This is a genomic window from Amycolatopsis regifaucium (assembly GCF_001613935.1).
Taxonomy (GTDB): domain Bacteria; phylum Actinomycetota; class Actinomycetes; order Mycobacteriales; family Pseudonocardiaceae; genus Amycolatopsis; species Amycolatopsis regifaucium.
Genome location: NZ_LQCI01000010.1, coordinates 240,875 through 260,452, shown reverse-complemented (window position 1 = coordinate 260,452; position 19,578 = coordinate 240,875). Strand labels below are relative to the sequence as shown.

The 19,578-nt window shown below is 67.4% G+C and carries 21 protein-coding genes, 1 tRNA gene and 2 pseudogenes; 12 read left to right on the top strand and 12 right to left on the bottom strand.

From position 1 onward, the window contains the following. The 4 genes from AVL48_RS40830 to AVL48_RS13595 form a co-directional block, all read right to left on the bottom strand. On the bottom strand, window positions 1-1,003 hold a 1,003-nt coding region (locus AVL48_RS40830; RefSeq protein WP_425266079.1), incomplete at its 3' end, for a universal stress protein. After that, on the bottom strand, window positions 1,000-1,605 hold the full coding sequence (locus AVL48_RS13605; RefSeq protein WP_061983332.1) for a CBS domain-containing protein: 606 nt from the start codon (window positions 1,603-1,605) through the stop codon (window positions 1,000-1,002). The genes AVL48_RS40830 and AVL48_RS13605, both read right to left, overlap by 4 nt. Before the next feature lie 10 nt (window positions 1,606-1,615). Continuing rightward, entirely contained in the window at window positions 1,616-2,530 is a 915-nt protein-coding gene (locus AVL48_RS13600; RefSeq protein ID WP_061983331.1) for a universal stress protein, read from the bottom strand. Beyond that, on the bottom strand, window positions 2,514-3,056 hold the full coding sequence (locus AVL48_RS13595) for a flavodoxin domain-containing protein (RefSeq protein ID WP_061983330.1): 543 nt from the start codon (window positions 3,054-3,056) through the stop codon (window positions 2,514-2,516). The genes AVL48_RS13600 and AVL48_RS13595 overlap by 17 nt, the downstream gene beginning before the upstream one ends. Before the next feature lie 230 nt (window positions 3,057-3,286). Between AVL48_RS13595 and AVL48_RS13590 the strand changes: the two genes are divergently transcribed. Then, the gene (locus AVL48_RS13590) at window positions 3,287-4,414 is read left to right on the top strand and encodes a hypothetical protein (protein WP_143104940.1); all 1,128 of its coding nucleotides are present in this window, start codon (window positions 3,287-3,289) and stop codon (window positions 4,412-4,414) included. Window positions 4,415-4,435: 21 nt separating this feature from the next. Here the strand turns inward: AVL48_RS13590 and AVL48_RS13585 are convergent, their stop codons facing one another. Beyond that, window positions 4,436-5,161 (bottom strand): GAF and ANTAR domain-containing protein, encoded by a 726-nt coding sequence (locus AVL48_RS13585; RefSeq protein WP_061983328.1) that lies wholly within the window; start codon window positions 5,159-5,161, stop codon window positions 4,436-4,438. 55 nt (window positions 5,162-5,216) lie between these two features. Further along, entirely contained in the window at window positions 5,217-5,492 is a 276-nt protein-coding gene (locus AVL48_RS13580) for an ANTAR domain-containing protein (RefSeq protein WP_061983327.1), read from the bottom strand. A 677-nt stretch (window positions 5,493-6,169) separates the two neighbouring features. On the opposite strand from AVL48_RS13580, the pseudogene gap reads away from it, so the two are divergent. The 3 genes and pseudogenes from gap (at window position 6,170) to AVL48_RS13565 (ending at window position 9,289) form a co-directional block, all read left to right on the top strand. Beyond that, window positions 6,170-7,191: pseudogene (gene gap, locus AVL48_RS13575) on the top strand (type I glyceraldehyde-3-phosphate dehydrogenase). Beyond that, window positions 7,188-8,336 carry an N-acetylglucosamine-6-phosphate deacetylase gene (nagA, locus tag AVL48_RS13570; RefSeq protein ID WP_061983326.1) on the top strand — a complete coding sequence of 383 codons (1,149 nt, stop codon included), beginning with the start codon at window positions 7,188-7,190 and terminating at the stop codon, window positions 8,334-8,336. The pseudogene gap and the gene nagA overlap by 4 nt, the downstream one beginning before the upstream one ends. Next, complete coding sequence (locus tag AVL48_RS13565; RefSeq protein ID WP_061983325.1) at window positions 8,333-9,289, top strand: DUF3048 domain-containing protein; 957 nt, start codon at window positions 8,333-8,335, stop codon at window positions 9,287-9,289. Before nagA ends, AVL48_RS13565 begins: the two co-directional genes overlap by 4 nt. Before the next feature lie 12 nt (window positions 9,290-9,301). Here AVL48_RS13565 and AVL48_RS13560 read toward each other — a convergent pair whose 3' ends face one another. Continuing rightward, a complete protein-coding gene (locus AVL48_RS13560) occupies window positions 9,302-10,303 on the bottom strand; it encodes a zinc-binding alcohol dehydrogenase family protein (RefSeq protein ID WP_061983352.1) in 1,002 nt (333 codons plus the stop codon). A gap of 134 nt (window positions 10,304-10,437) precedes the next feature. Between AVL48_RS13560 and AVL48_RS13555 the strand changes: the two genes are divergently transcribed. After that, a complete protein-coding gene (locus AVL48_RS13555) occupies window positions 10,438-10,731 on the top strand; it encodes a DUF4342 domain-containing protein (RefSeq protein ID WP_061983324.1) in 294 nt (97 codons plus the stop codon). Then, complete coding sequence (locus AVL48_RS13550) at window positions 10,728-11,378, top strand: LiaF transmembrane domain-containing protein (protein WP_061983323.1); 651 nt, start codon at window positions 10,728-10,730, stop codon at window positions 11,376-11,378. Before AVL48_RS13555 ends, AVL48_RS13550 begins: the two co-directional genes overlap by 4 nt. Here the strand turns inward: AVL48_RS13550 and AVL48_RS13545 are convergent. Continuing rightward, the gene (locus AVL48_RS13545) at window positions 11,356-11,862 is read right to left on the bottom strand and encodes a DUF6292 family protein (protein WP_061983322.1); all 507 of its coding nucleotides are present in this window, start codon (window positions 11,860-11,862) and stop codon (window positions 11,356-11,358) included. The genes AVL48_RS13550 and AVL48_RS13545 overlap by 23 nt on opposite strands. A gap of 755 nt (window positions 11,863-12,617) precedes the next feature. On the opposite strand from AVL48_RS13545, the gene AVL48_RS13540 reads away from it, so the two are divergent. From AVL48_RS13540 to AVL48_RS13530, 3 genes are all read left to right on the top strand, one after another. Beyond that, entirely contained in the window at window positions 12,618-13,622 is a 1,005-nt protein-coding gene (locus tag AVL48_RS13540) for an Acg family FMN-binding oxidoreductase (protein WP_061983321.1), read from the top strand. 54 nt (window positions 13,623-13,676) lie between these two features. Continuing rightward, complete coding sequence (locus AVL48_RS13535) at window positions 13,677-14,030, top strand: spore germination protein GerW family protein (RefSeq protein WP_061983320.1); 354 nt, start codon at window positions 13,677-13,679, stop codon at window positions 14,028-14,030. A 563-nt stretch (window positions 14,031-14,593) separates the two neighbouring features. Beyond that, window positions 14,594-14,809: a hypothetical protein gene (locus AVL48_RS13530; RefSeq protein WP_061983319.1), complete on the top strand. Its 216-nt coding sequence runs from the start codon at window positions 14,594-14,596 to the stop codon at window positions 14,807-14,809. 414 nt (window positions 14,810-15,223) lie between these two features. Here AVL48_RS13530 and AVL48_RS13525 read toward each other — a convergent pair. Beyond that, a tRNA-Leu gene (locus AVL48_RS13525) sits at window positions 15,224-15,300 on the bottom strand. A 171-nt stretch (window positions 15,301-15,471) separates the two neighbouring features. Between AVL48_RS13525 and AVL48_RS13520 the strand changes: the two genes are divergently transcribed. Continuing rightward, window positions 15,472-16,083, top strand: a complete 612-nt coding sequence (locus AVL48_RS13520; protein WP_005157321.1) for an ANTAR domain-containing response regulator — start codon at window positions 15,472-15,474, stop codon at window positions 16,081-16,083. 55 nt (window positions 16,084-16,138) lie between these two features. Here the strand turns inward: AVL48_RS13520 and AVL48_RS13515 are convergent, their stop codons facing one another. Further along, window positions 16,139-17,356 carry an alkaline phosphatase gene (locus AVL48_RS13515; RefSeq protein ID WP_061983318.1) on the bottom strand — a complete coding sequence of 406 codons (1,218 nt, stop codon included), beginning with the start codon at window positions 17,354-17,356 and terminating at the stop codon, window positions 16,139-16,141. A 266-nt stretch (window positions 17,357-17,622) separates the two neighbouring features. Here AVL48_RS13515 and AVL48_RS40050 point away from each other — a divergent pair. Together AVL48_RS40050 and AVL48_RS38280 are read left to right on the top strand one after the other, a co-directional pair. Beyond that, a pseudogene (locus tag AVL48_RS40050) lies at window positions 17,623-17,775 on the top strand (Asp23/Gls24 family envelope stress response protein); the annotation flags it as partial. A 206-nt stretch (window positions 17,776-17,981) separates the two neighbouring features. Continuing rightward, window positions 17,982-18,143, top strand: coding sequence for a hypothetical protein (locus AVL48_RS38280; protein WP_244162304.1), 162 nt, complete (start codon window positions 17,982-17,984; stop codon window positions 18,141-18,143). A 23-nt stretch (window positions 18,144-18,166) separates the two neighbouring features. Here the strand turns inward: AVL48_RS38280 and AVL48_RS13510 are convergent, their stop codons facing one another. Together AVL48_RS13510 and sigK are read right to left on the bottom strand one after the other, a co-directional pair. Beyond that, window positions 18,167-18,892 carry an anti-sigma factor gene (locus tag AVL48_RS13510; RefSeq protein ID WP_061983317.1) on the bottom strand — a complete coding sequence of 242 codons (726 nt, stop codon included), beginning with the start codon at window positions 18,890-18,892 and terminating at the stop codon, window positions 18,167-18,169. Beyond that, the gene (gene sigK / locus AVL48_RS13505) at window positions 18,889-19,485 is read right to left on the bottom strand and encodes an ECF RNA polymerase sigma factor SigK (RefSeq protein WP_061983316.1); all 597 of its coding nucleotides are present in this window, start codon (window positions 19,483-19,485) and stop codon (window positions 18,889-18,891) included. The genes AVL48_RS13510 and sigK overlap by 4 nt, the downstream gene beginning before the upstream one ends. Window positions 19,486-19,578 lie beyond the last annotated feature (93 nt).

Sequence of the window (19,578 nt, the reverse complement as noted above, 5' to 3'; positions counted from 1 at the left end):
GCGTGGATCTGCTCGAACACGGACACGGCGGTGTCGCGGTCGACACCGTTCGCCGCGGCCCCGTCGAAGAACCTTTTGGCGAGTTCCGCATTTTGGCGCTGGAGCGTTTCGCGCCCATCGCCCGCCGCAACAGGTCCGCTTCTGCCGGGGTGAAGGAGGCGACGTCGACGGCCATCTGCATGACCTGCTCCTGAAACAACGGCACCCCGAGTGTCCTATCGAGACTCCGCGCCAGGAGGGGATGTTTGTGTTTCCAGGTTTCCTCGCCTCGGCGGCGCGCGATGTAGGGGTGGACGGAGCCGCCCTGGATCGGGCCGGGCCGGATGAGGGCGACTTCGACGACGAGGTCGTAGAACTTCCGCGGCCGCAATTCCCATTGCACGACAAGCCTTGCCATCCCATAGGCGTCGTCGTAGGTGACGTCCCGCCACGCGTGGACCACGACCAGGTCGGCCTTCCGCCACGCCGCCTCTTCGAAGGCGATCTCCAGGGCACGCTCGCTCAGCGGGCTGCCGTCGAGCCCCACCACGATCGGCCCCTCGGCCGGATACGCGGTGGTGTTCTTCCGGCCCCGCATGACCACTACGGGGCAGTGAGCGTGACCGACGACCGCCGACGCTGTCGAACCGATCGTCATTTCCCCGAAGAAGCCCTTCCCGGTGCCGCCGACGACCACCATCGCCGCCGACCTCGACGCGTCGATCAAGGTGGGTACCGGAGAATCCGCCGGCATCCGCGTGTCCACGTCCACTCCCGGTGCCACCGAGTGCGCTTGAGCGACGGCCTCCTCCAGAACGCGCTGACCTTCCTCGGCGAGGATGTCGTACCAAGGTGCGGGGCCCGCCAATCCAGCCCCGTAAGCCAGCTTGTCGACACGCAATGCGTGCACGATCAGCATCTTCAGCAGTCGTTCCTCGGCGACGGCGGCGGCCCATCGGACGGCCGCCCTTCCCGGCTCCGTCCCGTCCACCCCGACGACGATCTTCCGGTCCGCCGCGTTCATCGTTCGTCCTCCTGATAGGTCACTTTCGCTTCCACGACACCGGGAACCGCCTCGGCCAGCAGTTTGGCCACGTGGCGATCGGTGTCACTGTCGTAGGCATCGCCCACCCGCACGACACCGTCTCGTATTTCGACCGTCCACCGGCCCGGTCCGCCGTAAATCGCCAAGTGATGGCGGACGTCCGCCGCGATCGCCTCGTCGGAACGGGCGAAGGCACGCACGAAATCGCCTCGGGTGAGGATTCCGACCACCCTGGAACCGTCCACAATGGGCATCGCGCGGATACGTCCATCGAGCAAAGCCCTGCCGACCTCGGCGGCGTCCGTGCCGGTGCTCATCCCCGTCGCCGGTGTCGTCATCACCTCGGCGACGGTCAACCCCGGCCTCGGACGCGCCTCGTGGTCCGGGCCCGTGCGAACGTCGTGCGGAAACCGGTTCTTGATCAGATCGGCCTCGGTCACGATGCCGATCAGCCGGTCGTCCTCGTCGATCACCGGCAGCGCGGTGAATCCCTTCTCCGCGAGCAACTCGGCAGCGTGTTTCGCGGTGGTCCCGGGCGTCACCGTGACGACCGGGGCGGACATCAGGTCCCGTGCTCGCATGGTGATCTCCTCACTTGCTTTCTTGGCCGGTCAACGTCGGACGAACGACCGCCACCGGGCATTCCGAATGCGCGACGAGCGCCTGGCTCGTCGAGCCGAGCAACATCCCCTGGAACCCGCCGCGGCCTCGCGACCCCACGACGAGCAACTGGGCGCGTTCACCGAAACCGAGCAGCGCGCGGACCGGCCGGCCGCGTGCGACGACCGTCTCCACGTACAGGTCCGGGTACTTGGCCCGCCAAGGCACCAGTTGTTCGTCCAGCGCCTGTCGCTCCGCCGACTCGATCGCGTCCGGGTCCACCGTCAAGGCGTGCGCCCTGGCCGATTCGTGGTCGGTGACCTCGTTCCACACCCTGACCACGATCAGATCCGTGCCCCGGAGCGACGCTTCGTCGAACGCGAAGGCCAAGGCCGCGTCACTCGACTCCGAACCGTCCGTGCCCACCACAACGGAACCGACCTCGGGCGGAATGTCGTCGGGACGTCTCCCCCTCGCGACGACGATCGGGCAATGCCCGTGCTGCGCCAGCGCCACCGCCGTCGAACCGACCAGCAGACCGGTAAAGCCACCGAGGCCGCGAGAACCCAGCACGATCAAGGTCGCCGTCAGAGACTCCTGGATCAGTGCGGCCACCGGGGCCCATTCCCGCGCGGCGGACTCGACGATCAGATCCGGATAGCCCTCGGCCACCGCGTCACAGGCCTCGGCGAGCCATCGCGCGCCCTGTGCCTCGAACCCCGACCGAAGCGCCTCCGCAGACGGCACCACCGCGGGCAGCCTCACCTGAGGGACCGCGTACACATGGACCAACCGAAGCCGCTTCCCTCTCTTGACGGCCTCGGCCGCCGCCCACACCGCGGCCCGCTTGGCGGACCCCGAACCGTCGATCCCCACGACGACCGCGTCTTCAGTCGCGCTCGGCATGCCCGCTCACCTCTTTCGTCCGAGCGGGCTTCACCACGGCGGCGACTTCGCCAGCCCAAGCCCGCACCGCCGCCCAATCCCGGTAGTCACCGTCCTTGACCCGGAGCGCCGTCACGACCGCTCGTTCGGTGAACCGCAGCAGGCTCCGGTCGATCCGGCCCGTGAACACCACGTGCCCGCGCGCGCCGGACGACACCATCAGCCGGGCCACGTCCACCGGATCCGGATCCACCGCGGGTTTCGGCGGCGTTCCCACCGGGCCGCTGGAGAAGAGCCACACGTCCTTGGTCCTCAGCACCGCGGCGTGCTCGCCGACCAGGTCTCTCGCCTGCTCGAGCCATTGCCCCAGATACACGCCGCTGCCCACCAGAACGACGTCGAACTCCTCGACCGTCGTGACGTCCTCGGCCCTCGACACCCACACGGTCGCGTGACCGCGCAGCTCCGAAGCGAGGGCGCGGCCGATCTCCTCCGCGATCTCCCAGGTCCCGCCGTGACGGCTGGCCGCCGCTACGAGGATCTTCATTTCGCTCTCCCGTCTGGTCTCCTCCCAGCTTCGACCAGTGAGAAGTTCAGGAAGAGAGACCGAAGTCCCGGCGGGCCGGGCCCACAGTCCCGGCTTGATCGCGTCGGCGGCACGGTGTAGGTGGCGAGGACCTTGGTCTCTACCCCGCGCCGCGAACGCGGCAGGACTCTGGAGGTTCGCGAAATCGGGAGGGACCACTCATGCGAACACTCGTTTCACAGCTGGCTGCTGTGACCATGCTGGTGTCGGCCACGACTATCGGATTATCGGACAACGCGGCTGTGGCCAGTACGCGGTATGTCGATCTCGGCGAGGTCTCCGGCGTCCTGGACTCCTTTGCGGTGGACGTGAACGACCACGTTTTTGTGATCGGCATGAGCAGGAAGAACCAGGGCGAATCCCATGAACCCACTGTGTGGGATCGCGGCGGGAGGCGCACCGTCCTGCCGGATCTGCCGGACAACGCCGGTTCGACCTACCCGAAGGCGATCAACGGCCGGAACGAGACCATCGGCCGGGCGCCGACGACGGACGGCCGGATCCACGCCGTACGTTGGACTTCCGACCACCGGATCATCGACATGGAGTTCCTTCCGGGTACGACCGGACTCGAAGCGAACGCCATCGGCGCCGACGGGACGGTCATCGGCTATGCGATGCCCGGTATGCGCCCGGCCCGATGGGACCGCACCGGCCGAGTCAGCGAACTGACCGGTCCACCCGGTCTGCGGAACATTACGGCGACGGCGGTGAACGACCACGGACTCATCGCGGGATACGGTTTCGGGGAAGGGTGGAGGACACAGCCCCTGCTCTGGAACTCGTCCGGAGAGATGCGCGCGTTGGCTTTACCGTCGGGTATCACGACAGCAGTCGCCGCGGGACTGAACAACCGAGGGACCGTGGTCGGTGGCAGCGGCGACTTCGCGCTGCTTTGGGACCGCGGCGGACGTCCCACTGTGCTACCGAATCTTTCCGGCGAAACCTCTTACGCCACCGCGATCAACGAACGCGGAACCGTCCTCGGCTACTCGAGCGCTCCCAGTGGCACGACGGCGGTCCGCTGGATCCGTGGCCGGATATCCCGGCTCGAACTCCCGTCCGGGAGCACTTCGACGGGCGCGTACCGTCAGAACAATCACGACATCGTAGTCGGTGGCGCCATCATGGGCCCCCGGCAAGATGTACCGGTCTGGTGGGATCGCGACGGCGCGGCGCACACGCTCGACTGCCCTCCGGGCACCTATTCCTGTGTGGTCGAATCGGTCAACGATCACGGGATCGCGGTCGGGCATGCCTTCGTCATCTCCCAGGAGGGCGGAACGAGCCACGCCTTGTTGTGGAAATTGGGGCGGTGATAGCCGATCGGCTGCCCGCGGTCATTCCGGAACGTCGAGCAATGCACCTGCGCTGAGATCACCTTCGACCACGGCACCTGCGACCGCGCTCAATTTCAAATCGTGCCGACTCGCATAACGGCGAAGCGCGGAGAGCGCGGCCGCCATGTCGACGGCGAGATGTTCGGCGACGAATCCCTTCGCTTGCTCGACCACGACGAGACTCTCCAGCGTCGCCTGAAGCTGCTCTGTCACGAATTCGTAGTGGCGAGCAGGACGATGCTGGAAAAGACCGATCGTCGCGACGTCCGCCAACGCCTGAGCGGCCCGGAGGTCCCTCACACCGAACTCGCCGCGGGTCCGGCGAAGAATGTTGAGCACCCCGACGGCCTCACCTCGTAGACGCATGGGAATCGCGGCTATGGCGGCGAAACCGGCATTGGTCGACGCGATCGCGAACCTCGGCCACCGGGCCGGCGCGGCGTGCAGATCCGGCTCCTCGACCCGCGCACCGGATCGAAAGGCGTCCAGTGATGGGCCTTCCTCTGTCTGAAGGTGGAACAATTCCGTCAGCCGGATCCGCTCCTCGGAAGTGGCGGCCAGTCGCAGCGGACCGTGCTGAGTGGTCAGGAGCACACCCGCCGCGTCCGCGTCCAAAAGCTGTGTGCACCGTTCCGCCAGAAGGTGCAGGAACTCGATGACATCGAAGTCGCCCAGCAACGTGTCAGCCAGCTCCGCCAGCGCATCAACGATACGGTCTTCGATCATCGGAGCGTCCTTGTCATCTGGTCCGTAAGAGGTCCTTGAGTAATGGGCGGAAGGGTCATGTCGGCTCCTTAAAGGGAGCGAAGCGCACTTCGCGAGCCACGACCGCGGCAGCCAGATTGCTGAGCGTCCTCTGTTCCGCGAAGGCGCGTGCTCGCAGACTGGCCAGCGCGTCGCGCGCGCTGACCCCCAGTTGAGCGGAGACCATTCCGGTCGCCTGGTGCACTTGCGCGCTGTGCAACGGCAAGGCGTCGATCCGGGGGGCACCGTCGGGACTGAGCATTCCCGCGTGTTCGTCCAGCAGCATCCGCAACGCCAACTGAGCGAACGCCAACGCGTCGACCAGGGCCTCGGGCTAAGCGGGCGGGCGACAACCCTGTGGAGCGAGAAAGTCCCGAGCACGATCGAGCCGACCCGTAACGGCAAGGCGAACACCGCATGGGCACCCGCCTCCACCGCCAGGGGCGTGAACAAGGGCCAACGACTTTGCAGTTCCGGAGTGGCTAGATCGGCGGCCAGAATGGCGATGCCCTCCCGACGCGCGTCCACCGACGGCCCCTCCTCGACAGTGTTGTGCAACTCGGCCAACTGCTCCGCCAGCGGACTCGTCGCACAGCGGGTATCGGACACTCCTTGCGGCGTGTCGATCGTCAAAGTCACCCCATCCACCTCGAGCCGTCCGGCTGCCGCCTCGCACAGCGTAGTCGCAGTAAGCGAGCGCCCCAGTGAGGCGGCGTATTCAACCGCCCAAAGCAGTACCCGAGGCAGCGGGCCGCCGTTGTCACCGGTCATCGTCACCGTCTCGTTTCGCTGTCGGGTAAACGGCTCTCCACGCCAGACCGGTTATTGAAGCAGACCACGACGGAGTTAGCGGGCACGGTGAGCACAAACAAGTCACACAGCTTTCCGGACGCGGACATTCGCCTGCGCGAGGGAGGACCTTCGTCTCTACGTCTTCCCTCGATGCCGAGCAGATCATCGGTAGACCGTAGGACGACAAGGGAGACGATCATGACGGTACGGCTCGGGATCAACGGCTTCGGCAGGATCGGGCGGGACATCCTCCGCTGCGTACTGGAGTCGCCGGAAAGCCCGATCGAAGTGGTGGCGGTCAACGACATCACCTCCCCGGAGATGCTGGCCCACCTGCTTGTCCACGACTCCACCTACGGCAAACTCCGCACACCTGTCGAGATCGTCGACGGCGGGGCTCTCCGCGTCGGCGACCATCTCGTCCAGGTCACCGCGGAGGCCGATCCGGCCCGGCTGCCGTGGGGCGAACACGGCGTCGATGTCGTCGTCGAGTCCACCGGCAAGTTCCGGACTCGTGAAGCCGCCGGCGTGCATCTGGCCGCCGGCGCCAGGAAGGTCGTGATCTCCGCGCCGGGCAAGGACGTCGACGCGACGATCGTGCTGGGCGTCAACGAAGGCGACTACGACGCCGAAAACCACCACATCATTTCGAACGCCTCGTGCACCACCAACTGCGTCGCACCGATGGTGAAGGTGCTGCACTCCGCTTTCGGGATCCGGCGCGGCCTGCTCACCACCATCCACAGCTACACCGGTGATCAAGCACTGCTCGACCGTCCGCACAAGGATCCGCGCCGGGCCCGGTCTGCGGCGGTCAACGTGGTGCCCACCAGCACCGGCGCCGCCAAGGCGATCGGGCTGGTGATCCCGGAGAACTGGCGGGCAAACTCGACGGGGTCGCCGTGCGCGTGCCGGTCGAGGACGGCTCGTTGACCGACCTCACCGTCGAACTCGAGCGCCCGGTGACCGCCGAGGAGGTCAACCACGCGTTCGCCGAAGCGGCCGACGGGGCTCTCAAAGGGATTCTGCGCTACACCGAAGCGCCCATTGTGTCCCGCGACATCATCGGAGATGCCGCCTCGTGCGTGTTCGACGCACCGCTGACCAAGGCCGACTCGCATCTGGCGAAGGTTTTCGGCTGGTATGACAACGAATGGGGCTACGCGTCCCGCACGGTGGAACTGGCTGAACTGATCGCGCGCAGCTTGCCGCCGCGATGAAGCGGCTGGGTGTCGCCGGTGCCTTGGTAGGCGGGAACTATCGCGCCGGGGATGTGGAGATCGACGAGGACTCCGGCCGGGTCGCCGCCGTGGGACTCGCCCGCCCCGGTCGTGGTCTGGCCATCCCCGGATTGATCGATCTTCAGGTCAACGGGTTCGCCGGGGTGGACTTCCTGAACGCGGACGCCGACGGCTACGTGCGTGCCGGGATCGCACTGGCCCGGACCGGCGTCGTGGCCTTCCAGCCCGCGCTGATCACCGACCGGCCCGACCGGACCATCAGTGCGATCATCACCGCGGGCAAGGCTCAGAGTGTGCCCGTCGGGGCCCGTGTCCTCGGCGCCCACCTGGAAGGTCCGTTCTTGTCCCGGGAACGGCCTGGTACCCATCCCGTCGAGTACCTGCGCACTCCGGATCTCACGCTCGCGCAGCGGCTGCTGAACGCCGGGCCGGTCACGCAGTTGACCCTCGCTCCAGAACTTCCGGGCGCTGTGGAGCTGGTCGACCTGTGTGTGCGGTCCGGTGTCCTCGTCTCCTGCGGACACAGCGACGCCACCGCCGCGGCCACACACGCCGCGGTCGATCACGGCGCCCGGCTGATCACGCATCTTTTCGACGCGATGCGTCCGTTCACCCACCGCGACCCCGGTATCGCCGGTGACGCTCTCACCCGCCGTGAAGTGACCATCGGCCTGATCGCCGACCCCAGCCACCTGGCTCCCGAGGCGATCCACCTGGCATTCCGGGCGGCGGCGGACCGGATCATCCTGGTCACCGACGATCTCGCCGCCGGCGGATGTCCGGACGGCCACTACCGCCTTGGAAGCGTCGACTTCGAGGTGTCCGACGGCGTCGCCCGCCGCACCGACGGCACTCTGGCCGGTACGACCATCACGTTGCTCGAAGCCGTCCGCCACGCCTGCGACATCGGCGTCACCACCGAGGCGGCCGTCAACGCGGCGACTTGCACGCCGGCCACGTTGTATCCAGGGCTCGATCTCGGCCTGTTGCGGCCCGGTGACCGCGCTGATGTGCTGGTACTTGACGACGCCCTGCGGCTCCGGAAGGTCCTTCTCCGAGGAATACCGGTCGAGCACCAGGCGCCGGCCACGGACCGGACACATGAAAGGTACCGATTCTCGTGAAGAAGTCCTGGTGGATCGCGTCCACAGCAGGGGCGTTGGTGGTAGTCGCGGCAGTGGTCTTGGTCGTGCGAGAACTGAGCGGCCCGACGGGCGGGACTGACCCGGATCCGACTCCGTCGTCCAGCGAAGCCGCCGCGTCTGATCGCAGAGCGGTACTGGCCGTCAAGATCGACAACGTGGCGGCCGCTCGTCCGCAGACCGGTCTGAGCGCCGCAGACCTCGTGTACGTGGAACCCGTCGAGGGCGGACTGACCCGGCTACTCGCGCTCTACCGGGGCAGGCCGCCGGCGGTGATCGGCCCAGTGCGGAGTGCGCGAGCCACCGACCTCAGCCTGCTGGCCCAATTCGGGCGACCCGCACTCGCCTATTCCGGCGCCGCGCCGGAGCTGCTGCCATCTCTGCGTTCGGCATCGCTGACGAGCGCTTCGCCCGCGGAAATCCCGGACGCATATTTCCGCGACGACTCCCGGCCGTCACCACACAATCTCTACCTTCGCCCGCAACAGGTCCCTGACGGTGAGGTCGCGCCGGAGGGCGCGTTTCCCGCGACGGGCGCCGCACCGGGATCCGGCGCGGCGGCCGCCGCCGTGGCGATCCGCTATCCGGCGGCCGCTTTCACGTTCACCTGGTCGGCGGACATCGGCAGGTACCTGATCGGCCTGGACGGCTCGCCACTCACCTCGGTGGACGAGGGCCAGGCCGCCGCGGCGACGATCGTCGAACAGCGGGTCGCCGTCCGGCTCGGTGAACGTGGGGAGACCGGCACGGTCCCCAACTCCCCCATCGCCCAGACGGTCGGCACCGGGAAGGCGACGATGTGGCGGGACGGGCAGCGGTTCGCGGCCACTTGGGACCGTACGACGGCAACGGCGCCGACCCAGTTCACGGCCACGTCCGGGCAGCTGCTTCCGGTGTCCGACGGTCCTTTGTGGATCCTGCTCGTTCCCGCGTGAACGACGCGGCGGTCAACTCACGCGCAGCACGGCCGCACCGTTGACCCGGTCGGCCGCCAGATCCGTGAGCGCCCGATCCGCCCCGTCCAGTGGGTACGGCACCGTACTCACCTCGAGGTGATGGGTCCCCGCGAACGCCAAGAACTCCCGTGCCTCGGTTCGAGTGTTCGCCGTTACGCTGCGCACCTGGCGTTCTTGGAAGAGATGCCGCTGATAGTTCAGTGGCGGGATGTCGGTGAGATGGATCCCGGCGAGCGCCAGTGTCCCGCCTCGATCGAGAGCTTCGAGGGCGGGTGGAACCAGTTCTCCGGCAGGAGCGAAGAGGATCGCCGAGTCCAGGGGCTCGGGCGGCGGTTCGGCAGCCGCGACAGCCGAGGCCGCTCCGAGAGCCAAAGCCAACTTCCTGGCTTCTTCGCTGCGGGTCATCACATGCACGGTGGCGCCACGGGCGATCGCCACTTGGGCGGTCAGGTGGGCACTTCCGCCGAATCCGTAGATCCCCAAGCGGCCGCCCTCAGGTACTTGCGCCCGCTCAAGTGCGTGGTAGCCGATCAGCCCGGCGCACAACAATGGCGCGAGCTCGTCGTCGGTGTACCCATCGGGTAGAGGAAGAGCGTAAGCGGCCGGTACGACCGCGAATTCGGCGTATCCCCCGTCTTCGTCCCAACCGGTGTAGCGCGACTCCGGACACAGATTCTCCCGGCCGCGAAGGCAGTACCGGCACCGGCCACAGGTTTCGCGCAACCAGGCGATTCCCACGCGGTCGCCCACGGCCAAACCCAAAACGCGACCCCCCGCGGCGACCACCTCGCCGACCACCTCGTGTCCCGGAATCACCCCCGCCCGATGGACCGGCAGGTCACCCTCGGCGACGTGCAGATCGGTGCGGCAGACCCCGCACACCAGCACCTTGACCAGCACCTCGTCGGCGGCTGGTCGCGAAACCGGGACCTCCGCCCACTCAAGCGGCCTCGAAGCCATCGGCCCGGGCCGGGCGACCCGCCATGCGCGCATCTTCACGAACGGCCTCCTACGTCGGAAAGTCCTCCGCTCAGCATCGTGCGCCTTTCGGCCACGGGGAAGGACCGAAGGTCACTGCCGCCCGGCGAGCCGAAGCCTCACTGTGGAAGCGGAAGGGAGAGGAAACCATGACCGTGCAGAAGGAAGACCGGCAAGTGACCGAATCCGCGGCGCCAAAGAAGCCGAGCGAAGTGTTCACCGAGAAGGTGCAACGGCTCGTCCACGAGGGCAACGCTCGGCGCATCGTCGTCAAGGACACCCAGGACCGCGTAGTCCTCGATGTCCCCGTGAACGCCGGCATCGTCGCCGCGGTTTTCGCACCGGTCGCGACCGCGGCCGGTACGATCACCGCGCTCGCAGGCCCCTGGTCCATCGCGGTCGAACGCCGCGGCGACCCCCCAACGGAAGAGAAGCCGTCGTGAAACCCGTTCGATTCTGGGTCGGGCTGGTCCTGGTCGCCCTGGGCGTGCTGGGAATCCTCGACGTGACCGGCGTCCTCGAAACCGGCGGCTTGCTCAGCGCGTGGTGGCCGGCCTCCTTGGTCGGCCTCGGCATCGTCGCGATGCTGTCCCAGCGACGGATGTCGATCGGACCTGCCGCCGTGACGGTGATCGGGCTCATCCTGCTCGCGGGCACCCTCGACCTGGCGGAAGGCGGTCTGTGGTGGCCGGCCCTGCTGGCGGTGGCGGGCCTCGCCGTGCTCGCCGGACTTCGCCGGGAGCACAGCACCAGGACACCGCTCGTGATGTTCGGCGGAGCGACCACCAGAGAACAGTCCCGCCACCTGCGGCACACCGACGTCTCGGCGATCTTCGGCGGTTCGACGCTCGATCTTCGTCAAGCCCGGATCGACGAGGGAGCGACGGTGGACGCCTTCGCCTTGTTCGGCGGCGTCAAAGTGCTGGTACCGCGGGGCTGGCGGGTCTCGCTCGGCGGACTCCCGTTCATGGGCGGGCTAGAGGACAAGACCGACGGAACCGGTGATCTCCCGGCGGACGCTCCTGTGCTCGCCGTGAACGGGACCGCGATCTTCGGAGGCGTCGAGGTCACGAACACACCGGAGAAATGACAGAATGACTGCGCGGTGCCGTCGCGGCCCAGATGTCGCGCCGGTACCGCAGCAGCCGAGCCTTCACGTCGTCGCGATCGGCTCGCGGCTCCGGCAGAACAGGGACGGTGGACGCGCCACCGGCGGCTTGGATCGCGGTCACGAACCGGCCGACGGCGTCCGGTGAGGGCACTAGGTCACCCCCGAAGTAGGCGAGCACCAGCAAGTCCTCCCCGGAATGAGTCTCCATGGTGAAGGCCCAGCCGTGGCGCTCGTCCCACAGCAGGGCCGTGTCTCGCACTGGATGGCGGGGCAACCGCTGGTCCAGGGCGATGTAGGCCGACGCGGGGTGATCGAGATCCATGGCCCAGGACTCCTTCCCCGCTCCCACCGCGGCGCTCACCGCGACCAGGTAGCCCGCCAGCCCGCACCGCAGGTCGTGATCGAGTTCGATTCCGGTCAGCAGGGAAATCTCCCTCCGTCGAGTCTGAGCTTCACCGACCACTTCGGACCGGCCTCGCAGACCGTACGAGTTCGCCGCGGCCGAGAGATGGCGTCATAAGGCCCTTACGCGAAGGACTTTCGTCCCTCGTGGACATCGGCGCGCTAAGTCCGCTACGGACGAAGGGCACGACGAAGATCCCGCCACGCCTGCGGCAGCGCGGCCACGCATCGATCGGCGTTGGCCGTCCCCTGCGCTTGTACCGCTGTCAAGGTACCCTCTGCGACCCCCAAGCCTCCCAAGAGTTCGCGGGCGACGACCTCGTCTTGGAATTCCCCGAGAAAGTCATGGAAGGCGCGCGAACGTCTACTTTCTCGGCCACCGCACGAGCCAGGTGAGGAGGCACTCGCTTGGCAGGTCGCCGGGCCGCTGTGGGCCATTGCCATGCGTGCGTCCGCTCTCCGGCCCAATACCGTGAACGTGCCCACTCGACCTCGACAGCGCACAGGGCCGAGTTCCCCGCCGAGCCGGCGCAATTCGTCGCTCAGCGCTTGAGCAGTCTCCGGCAGCCCTTCAAACGGGTCCCGGCGGCATCGGAATCCGGTCGTACGTCGACAGTGGAGAGGTCTTTGGTCATCTGCGCCCAGAGACCCCCGGCTCTCGTCCGGACATTGTCTCCATCGTCCACTATGGACAGTTGCTGCAGCGGAAGGGTCGAAGGGCCCTGGGATCCGTCACGCCCAGTGGGGCCGTTCGCCCCTGTGATCGCGATTCGGAGACGGCGAGCATGAGAACAGTCCGATCCGAGGAGGCATGCGATGGCCCAGCACCTGCCCGACGCGTACACGGTGAGAGCGGCCGTCGCACTTGCTGTACGCGCCCCTTCGGTGCACAACAGCCAACCCTGGGACTGGCGGTTCAGCGGCCACACGATCGAACTGCGCGCGGACACCGGCCGCAGATTGCGGCAGGCCGATCCCGAGGGTCGCGATCTGCTCATCAGCTGCGGCTGCGTGCTCCATCACTTCACCATCGCGGCCGCCGCGCTCGGCTGGAACACCCACATCGACCGGATGCCCGATCCTGACGTGCTGGCCTGGATCGAACTCGTTCCCCGTGAACCGCGTGAAGAGGACATCGCATTGGCCACGGCGATACCGCGACGCCGGTCGGATCGCCGTCGGTATTCGGCTCGGCCGTTGACGGCTTGGGAGAAGAGCCGCCTCGTACGAGTCGCGACAGACCACGACGCGACGTTGCGATTCGTGGACGACGCCTCACGACGTTCGGCGTTGACGGCCGCTGCGGTGGAGGCTCGGGGCCTGCACCGGGCCGACCCGGATTACGGAATCGAACTGGCGTCCTGGAGCGGACGGCGGTACGCGGCGGACGGCGTGCCCGCACGGAACGCCGTCCTTACCACCGCGGCACCGTTGGTACGAGACTTCTCCGACGCCCTACTCGCCGACACCGATGCCCACGATGGCGCCGCGCTGACCGTAGTGTCGACCGCGGCCGACACACCGCTCGACAGGCTACGGGCAGGCGAAGCCGCCAGCGCCGTAGTGCTGACGGCGACCCGGTTGAACCTCGCGTCCTGCCTGGTCACGGAGCCCCTGGAGCTGACCTGCACCCGTGGCCTGATCCGCGATTGCGTCGTCGCCGAAGGAGCCGAGCCCCAGTTCGTCGTGCGAATCGGCCACCTACCCGACGACACTCCCCCACTCCCTGCCACCCCGCGACGGCCGATCGCGGAAGTCCTTCGACCACTGGGCCGCTACGGGATCGGCCTGCCGATACCGGTACAGCAGCGCGAAAGCTGACACCCCAGCACGAGATCAACAAGGAATCCGAACCGACGAACACGGGAGCGCCTCATGAACGTCGACGAACTGCTGAAGAAAGCCAAAGACGGTCTGGAAACCAAGATGGTCTATGGCGAGCCCTACCACGTCGACGGGGTCACGGTGATCGTGGCCGCCAAGGTCGGCAGCGGTGGCGGTGGTGGCGACAGCCGTGACGAGAAGGGGCGCTCAGGCGAAGGTGTCGGGTTCGGGCTATCGGTCAAACCGATGGGCGCGTACGTCATCAAGGACGGCAAGCTGCGCTGGGAACCTGCCATCGATGTGAGCCGCGTTTTGGCCACGTTCGGCATGATCGCGGTGGCAACCCTGTTCGCCGCCACACGTTTCGCGAGACGGAAGCGGCACACCGAGACTGAGCTTTCCTGACAGCCGGGTCAAGGCGGCGAGCATCGATGAAACCGGCATGGAATCCGAGGATGTGGCGCGGGGAGAACGAGGACGTGAATGCCAAGCTACGAACCGCGCGCGATCTACAGCGTCTCCTCGCTCGGATCGCCGAGACGGGGGCACGGTCGCGAGAGCAAATGCGAGCGCGGCTCGTCACCAACGCCGAACGGCGGGCTCGTGCCGAGAAGGAGCGTCAGCGGCGCTTGAGTGCCGAGATTGCGAATCGCAGGACACTCGCGGAGCGAGAACGTCATCAGACGCAGCTGCGGCGGCTCGTTCGACGGCCCGTCCAGAGGCACGAACAGCGATGAAGTTGCCATGCGGCCCGTTGGCGGTTCAGTCCGCTGGGGTGATCAGACCACTGGTGTCGCCGCCGTCGGCCCAGACCCAGGGGATGCCGCGCTGGACCTCTCCGCAGCGCGATCAGCAGCAGCCACGCGGCGAAGCGATCCTGGTTGCCAGCGGCGGCGACCAGCAGCACCCTTGAGTATCGGTGGCGATGTGGCAACTGGAACGAAACGATGTGCCGCTGTTCGCATCGAATGAGCCGATCACGGTCTCAGGACTACCTCCGCAGGCCCAGCAACAACAACCGCGGCCGCTCGGACAGGTTCACCGACCACGAGAACGCTCTCTACCTTCGAGAAGACGCCCTGCTCGACGCCGTCGCCAAGTTCTTCGCCGACCGCGTGTTCGGTCCTGACCGTCGCACGGTCCTCGAAGCCGACCTGGTCGGTGCCGATGATCACGCCACCTGAACAAGAGGAAAACGAAACCGGATCCAGCGACAGCTCGCCGAGATCACCAATGCGGGGCAGCTACAACGAACTAGCCAAGAATGAGAAACAGCTCCAAGCGAAGATCTCCGACCTCGACGAGGCGGACTCGGCAACACCTCAGGGGATGACAGCCGATGAAGTGCCTCTGATCGACGCGCTTCCCTATCTCGCGACAAACCTCGCAAAAGCGCCAGAACCGTATCTACGGGCGCTGTTCGAAGCCGTCCAGCTCGCCATCGTGGTCCACGACGACGGCGAACATGCGACAATCACGATCAAGCTCCCGGCAGACAAGCTGCCGGAGATCGCTCAGGTAGCGGAAAGGATCACCGAACCCATGAACCCTCAAGACCTCCCGGCGCAGCGCGCCGGTTCGGCTTGTGAGGTTCCTGTTGGTGCCCCCGGTGAGATTCGAACTCACACTGGACGGGTTTTGAATCCGTTGCCTCTGCCAGTTGGGCTACGGGGGCGTGCGGGGTGAACTTTACGGGATCACGGCCGCGCGCTTTTCGCGGGGCCCGGAGTGTGACGCCCGTCTGACGTGGTGAACGCCATCTCGCCTACTGGATCGTTCCCGGTAGGCTTCAGGTTCGCGGACTGACCGCGTGCCGAACTGCCCGACGACCTTCAGGAGGACCCCGGTGACCGAGCAGGCTGCCGAGGCCAATGGTGCCGTCGCCGCACCCCAGCGGCGGGTGCTCGTGGCCGAAGACGAGGCCCTCATCCGTCTCGACCTCGTCGAGATGCTCCGCGAAGAGGGCTACGAGGTCGTCGGCGAGGCGGGTGATGGCGAGCAGGCCATCAACCTGGCCACTGAATTGAAGCCTGACCTGGTGATCCTCGACGTCAAGATGCCCAAGCTCGACGGTATCGAGGCCGCGTCCAAGATCACCGGTGACCGGATCGCGCCGGTCGTCATCCTGACCGCGTTCAGCCAGCGTGACCTCGTCGAGCGGGCCAGGGACGCCGGCACGATGGCGTACCTGGTCAAGCCGTTCGCGAAGCGCGACCTGGTGCCTGCGATCGAACTGGCCGTGAGCCGGTTCGCCGAGCTCCAGGCGCTCGAATCCGAGGTCGCGGGCCTGACCGACAGGCTCGAGACCCGCAAGGTCATCGACCGGGCCAAGGGGTTGCTGATGAGCCGCCAGGGGCTCACCGAGCCGGATGCTTTCCGCTGGATACAGCGCACCGCGATGGACCGTCGCACCACGATGAAGGCGGTGGCCGAGGCCGTCGTCGAGAGCATCGGCTGACGGACCCGGTCAAAAGCCGCGAAGGCCACCTCCATCCCGGAGGTGGCCTTTTCGCTCAGAGCCCGCTTGCCGCCCGCATCACGCGATAGACGTCGGTGTTCTCGACCGTGCCACCCAATCGGGCGGAGCCGGGGCCTTCGGCGGTGACCGGGGTGTCGGAACCGGTGTGGTCGTGCGTCGTCCAGTCCACAGTGAACTTGAGCTTCGAGCCCGGTACGTCGAACGGGCCATCCTGGTCAGGGTCGGTGTCGGAGGCGTCATAGTTCTCGATGCTCAGTCCACCGGTCTCGTGGTCGCCGCCGATGACCACCAGCGTGTCGGGATGCGCGCGGACGAAGCGCATGACCTCGGCGATCGTGGCGTCGAGTGCCCTGCCCGCGTCGATCACGCCGTGCGCGTTGTTCTCGTGCGACATCCCGTCGGTTCCTTCTTCCTCCAGGAACAGGAAGAAACCACGCGGGTTCTTCGACAGCGTGTCCAGGGCCTTGCGCGCCATCTGCTGGAGCGGCACGCGTGGCGCGTACTTCCCGACGCCGTCCGGGCCGTAGTCGACCATGTCCTCGTTCGCGAACAGGCCGAGGATGCGGTTCGCCCGCGTGTTCCGCAGTTCGTCGCCGTCACGCACGTAGGTGTAGCCAATTCGCCGCGCGCGTTCAACGAGGTCGCCGTAGGGGCTGCGGCTCTCCTCCCCCGGCTTGTCCGGCCAGAGACCGGGATTCCCCTTCGGGTACCACCAGTCCTCACCCCCGCCGAGCAGGACGTCCGGGCGGCTGTTCTCGATGTACTGCTTCGCGATGTCGCTCTGCGAATCCCGGCTCGGGACATGCGCCGCGAACGCGGCGGGCGAGGCACCGGTCACCTGGGCGGTGGTGACCAGGCCGGTTGACTTCCCCGCCCGCTTCGCCCGTTCGAGGATCGTCTCCACCGGACGGCCGTGGACGTCCATGCCGACGGCGCCGTTTCGCGTCTTGTGCCCGGTCGCCAGTGCGGTGGCCGCCGCGGCCGAGTCGGTGACGATTTCGTCCTCGTCGTCCGACGACGTCCGCACGAGACCGGTCACCGCGAGCCCGTCCATCGCCAGTTCGCCGCGTTTGCCCTTGAGCGCCAGCCGAAGCAGGTCACGCTGGCCGAGGCCGAGGCCGTCGCCTTGGATGTAGATGATGTTGCGCGCCACCCGCGCCCCGGATTCCGCCGTGGTCGGCTGCGCGACCGCGGCTGAACCACCGCACAGGACCACCAGAACCGTCGCCGCCGCAAGACCGCGTCCGCGCATGTCGACTCCTGTCCACTCTAATTAATTAGGAACCTTTCCTAACAGAGAGCGGACGGGAAGACCAGGGGCGAACTTGGAGCATCCGACGAGGCCATACCCAGCTCGTTGAGATCCAGACCACACGATCGAGTCGTGACGATCCTCGTACGGCTGGGTCTCCGGGTGTGGAAACGAGCCGGGAGCCCCGCGAACTTCCGCCACCGGCAACGGAATCCGAACCAAGGAGACTACGATGACGAACACCGCCACCATCACCACCAAGCCGAAACGCGCTGCGCGAACGCATCCCCGGCGCCACCGCGTCCGCCGGGCAGGGTGTCTCCGTCGAGGTCGTCGAGGTCAACATCAACGTGTCCGACGTCTACCTTCCGGGTGACGAAGAAAGCGACGAACACACCGAATCCGGCCGAGTCCAGTGACCGTCGGCGCCGAACCGCGCCCTACCCGTTCCTGAACGCCACTCATCTCGGCCTGCTGACCGGTCTCGTGCTCGGCGTGGCAGGCGGCTTCGGTCGTGTACCGCATGTTCGCCGTGACCAGGCAGCCGACACCGTGCTCGTGGGCAAGGTGACCGCCATCGGGCTGGCGAAACTGGGCGCGCCCCTCCGGATCGCGGATCATCGTCGTGCGCAACGCCGGCGTGATGCCCGCCGAGCGAACGGAAACGGCCGAAGGCAACGAAGTCATGCTGGCCACGCATGTGCTCGGGCCGCATCTACTCGCCTCGTCGCTGCGTCCGAAGTTCGCCGACGGTACCCGAGTGATCTGGGCTGGGCGGGAACTCTGACAGACCTACGGACAGGACACGGCCTAGCCCCCGAGGGGGATCATCGCGACCGCGGGGGTGGACGGCATTCGCGAACCTCCGGCGGGTTCGACGGTGATCCCGACCCGGTCGATCCCGCCCGGCAGCTCCGCGAGGACCGGCCGAGTCCGATGTGGACCGTCGGAATCGAGCAGTCCGGCCGAATGCACACCGCTCGCTCCGATGAGCCAGACCTGGTACGCCTTGCCGGGCGCCAGCGGCGGCAGATCACCGGCCAGTACGACGACCTTGCCGTGACTCCGCGAGGTCACCACCGTGGTCCCGTCCCGCTCGGCACCCTTCACCGTCGAGGCATCAGGAGCGGTGAGCACCGAATTCACCGAGGCGAGTCGCTTTTGCGCCGGATCCGGTCCCGGTTCGGTGTTCGTGGTGAGCAGTCCGAACACCAGCGCGACGGCGGCGGCCGCGGCGGCACCCCACAGGGCGATCCGCACGGACGGCTTCTTCACCGGTTCGGCACGCCGGACGGCGGCGACCAGCGGCGGCCACTGGCGGGTGCGGGCGGCCTGGGCGAGCGTCGCTTCCCGCAGCCTCGGAGGTGGCGCGGCGGCGAGCGCCGACCCCAGTCGCGCCGCGGTCTCCCGTAGTTCCCGGACCTCTTGGCGACACGCGGAACACCCCCGCAGGTGCCGCTTGAACGCCGCGGCCTCCTCCTCCGGTACGGCGTCCAGCGCGTAAGCCCCGGTCAGCGTGTGCAGTTCGACCGTCATTGCCCGACCCCCAAGCAGTCGCGCAACCGGATCAGACCGTCGCGGATGCGGGTCTTCACCGTGCCCGGCGCGGTTTTGAGTACTTCCGCGACTTCCGGATAGGTGTAGCCGTTGTAGTAGGCCAGCACGACCGATTCCCGTTGCAGGTCGGTCAGCGCGGACAGGCACTGGCGCACCCGCTGCTGCTCGAGGTTGCCGATCGTCGATTCGGCGACCTCGTCGAACGGGCGCTGGAAATCGAGTCTGCCCGCCCGGTCGTCCCGGTCGAGTGCCGCCTGATGCGAACGTACCCGGTCCACGGCCCGCCGGTGCGCGATGGTGAGCACCCAGGCCAGCGTGCTCCCCTTGCCCGGTTTGAACCGCGCCGCCGTCCGCCAGACCTCCACCAGGACCTCCTGGGTGACCTCTTCGGCGAGCGTGCCATTGCGGACGACCCTGTTCACCACGCCCCACACCGGCCCCGACACGACGTCGTACAGGTCGGCGAACGCTTGTTCGTCGCCGGCCGCGACCCGTTGCATCAGGCTTGTCCCGGCGGGCTCCGCTCCCGTGCCGCCGTTTTCGCGCGGACTCGTCCGCACACCCTCGACCATCAAGCTGCCTCCACCTCACCCGACGCCCGGCTACGCGGTTGCCATGACGTCCAGGAGGGATTCGGTGCCGACGGCGCCGCGGACTGGTCCGTA

Bases quoted from the DNA above. Each gene is read 5' to 3' on its own strand.
- AVL48_RS13605 (WP_061983332.1), bottom strand. From the start codon at position 1,605: ATGCGAGCACGGGACCTGATGTCCGCCCCGGTCGTCACGGTGACGCCC.
- AVL48_RS13600 (WP_061983331.1), bottom strand. From the start codon at position 2,530: ATGCCGAGCGCGACTGAAGACGCGGTCGTCGTGGGGATCGACGGTTCG.
- AVL48_RS13595 (WP_061983330.1), bottom strand. From the start codon at position 3,056: ATGAAGATCCTCGTAGCGGCGGCCAGCCGTCACGGCGGGACCTGGGAG.
- AVL48_RS13585 (WP_061983328.1), bottom strand. From the start codon at position 5,161: ATGATCGAAGACCGTATCGTTGATGCGCTGGCGGAGCTGGCTGACACG.
- nagA (WP_061983326.1), top strand. From the start codon at position 7,188: ATGAAGCGGCTGGGTGTCGCCGGTGCCTTGGTAGGCGGGAACTATCGC.
- AVL48_RS13560 (WP_061983352.1), bottom strand. From the start codon at position 10,303: ATGCGCGCATGGCGGGTCGCCCGGCCCGGGCCGATGGCTTCGAGGCCG.
- AVL48_RS13555 (WP_061983324.1), top strand. From the start codon at position 10,438: ATGACCGTGCAGAAGGAAGACCGGCAAGTGACCGAATCCGCGGCGCCA.
- AVL48_RS13540 (WP_061983321.1), top strand. From the start codon at position 12,618: ATGGCCCAGCACCTGCCCGACGCGTACACGGTGAGAGCGGCCGTCGCA.
- AVL48_RS13535 (WP_061983320.1), top strand. From the start codon at position 13,677: ATGAACGTCGACGAACTGCTGAAGAAAGCCAAAGACGGTCTGGAAACC.
- AVL48_RS13530 (WP_061983319.1), top strand. From the start codon at position 14,594: ATGAGCCGATCACGGTCTCAGGACTACCTCCGCAGGCCCAGCAACAAC.
- AVL48_RS13515 (WP_061983318.1), bottom strand. From the start codon at position 17,356: ATGCGCGGACGCGGTCTTGCGGCGGCGACGGTTCTGGTGGTCCTGTGC.
- AVL48_RS13510 (WP_061983317.1), bottom strand. From the start codon at position 18,892: ATGACGGTCGAACTGCACACGCTGACCGGGGCTTACGCGCTGGACGCC.
- sigK (WP_061983316.1), bottom strand. From the start codon at position 19,485: ATGGTCGAGGGTGTGCGGACGAGTCCGCGCGAAAACGGCGGCACGGGA.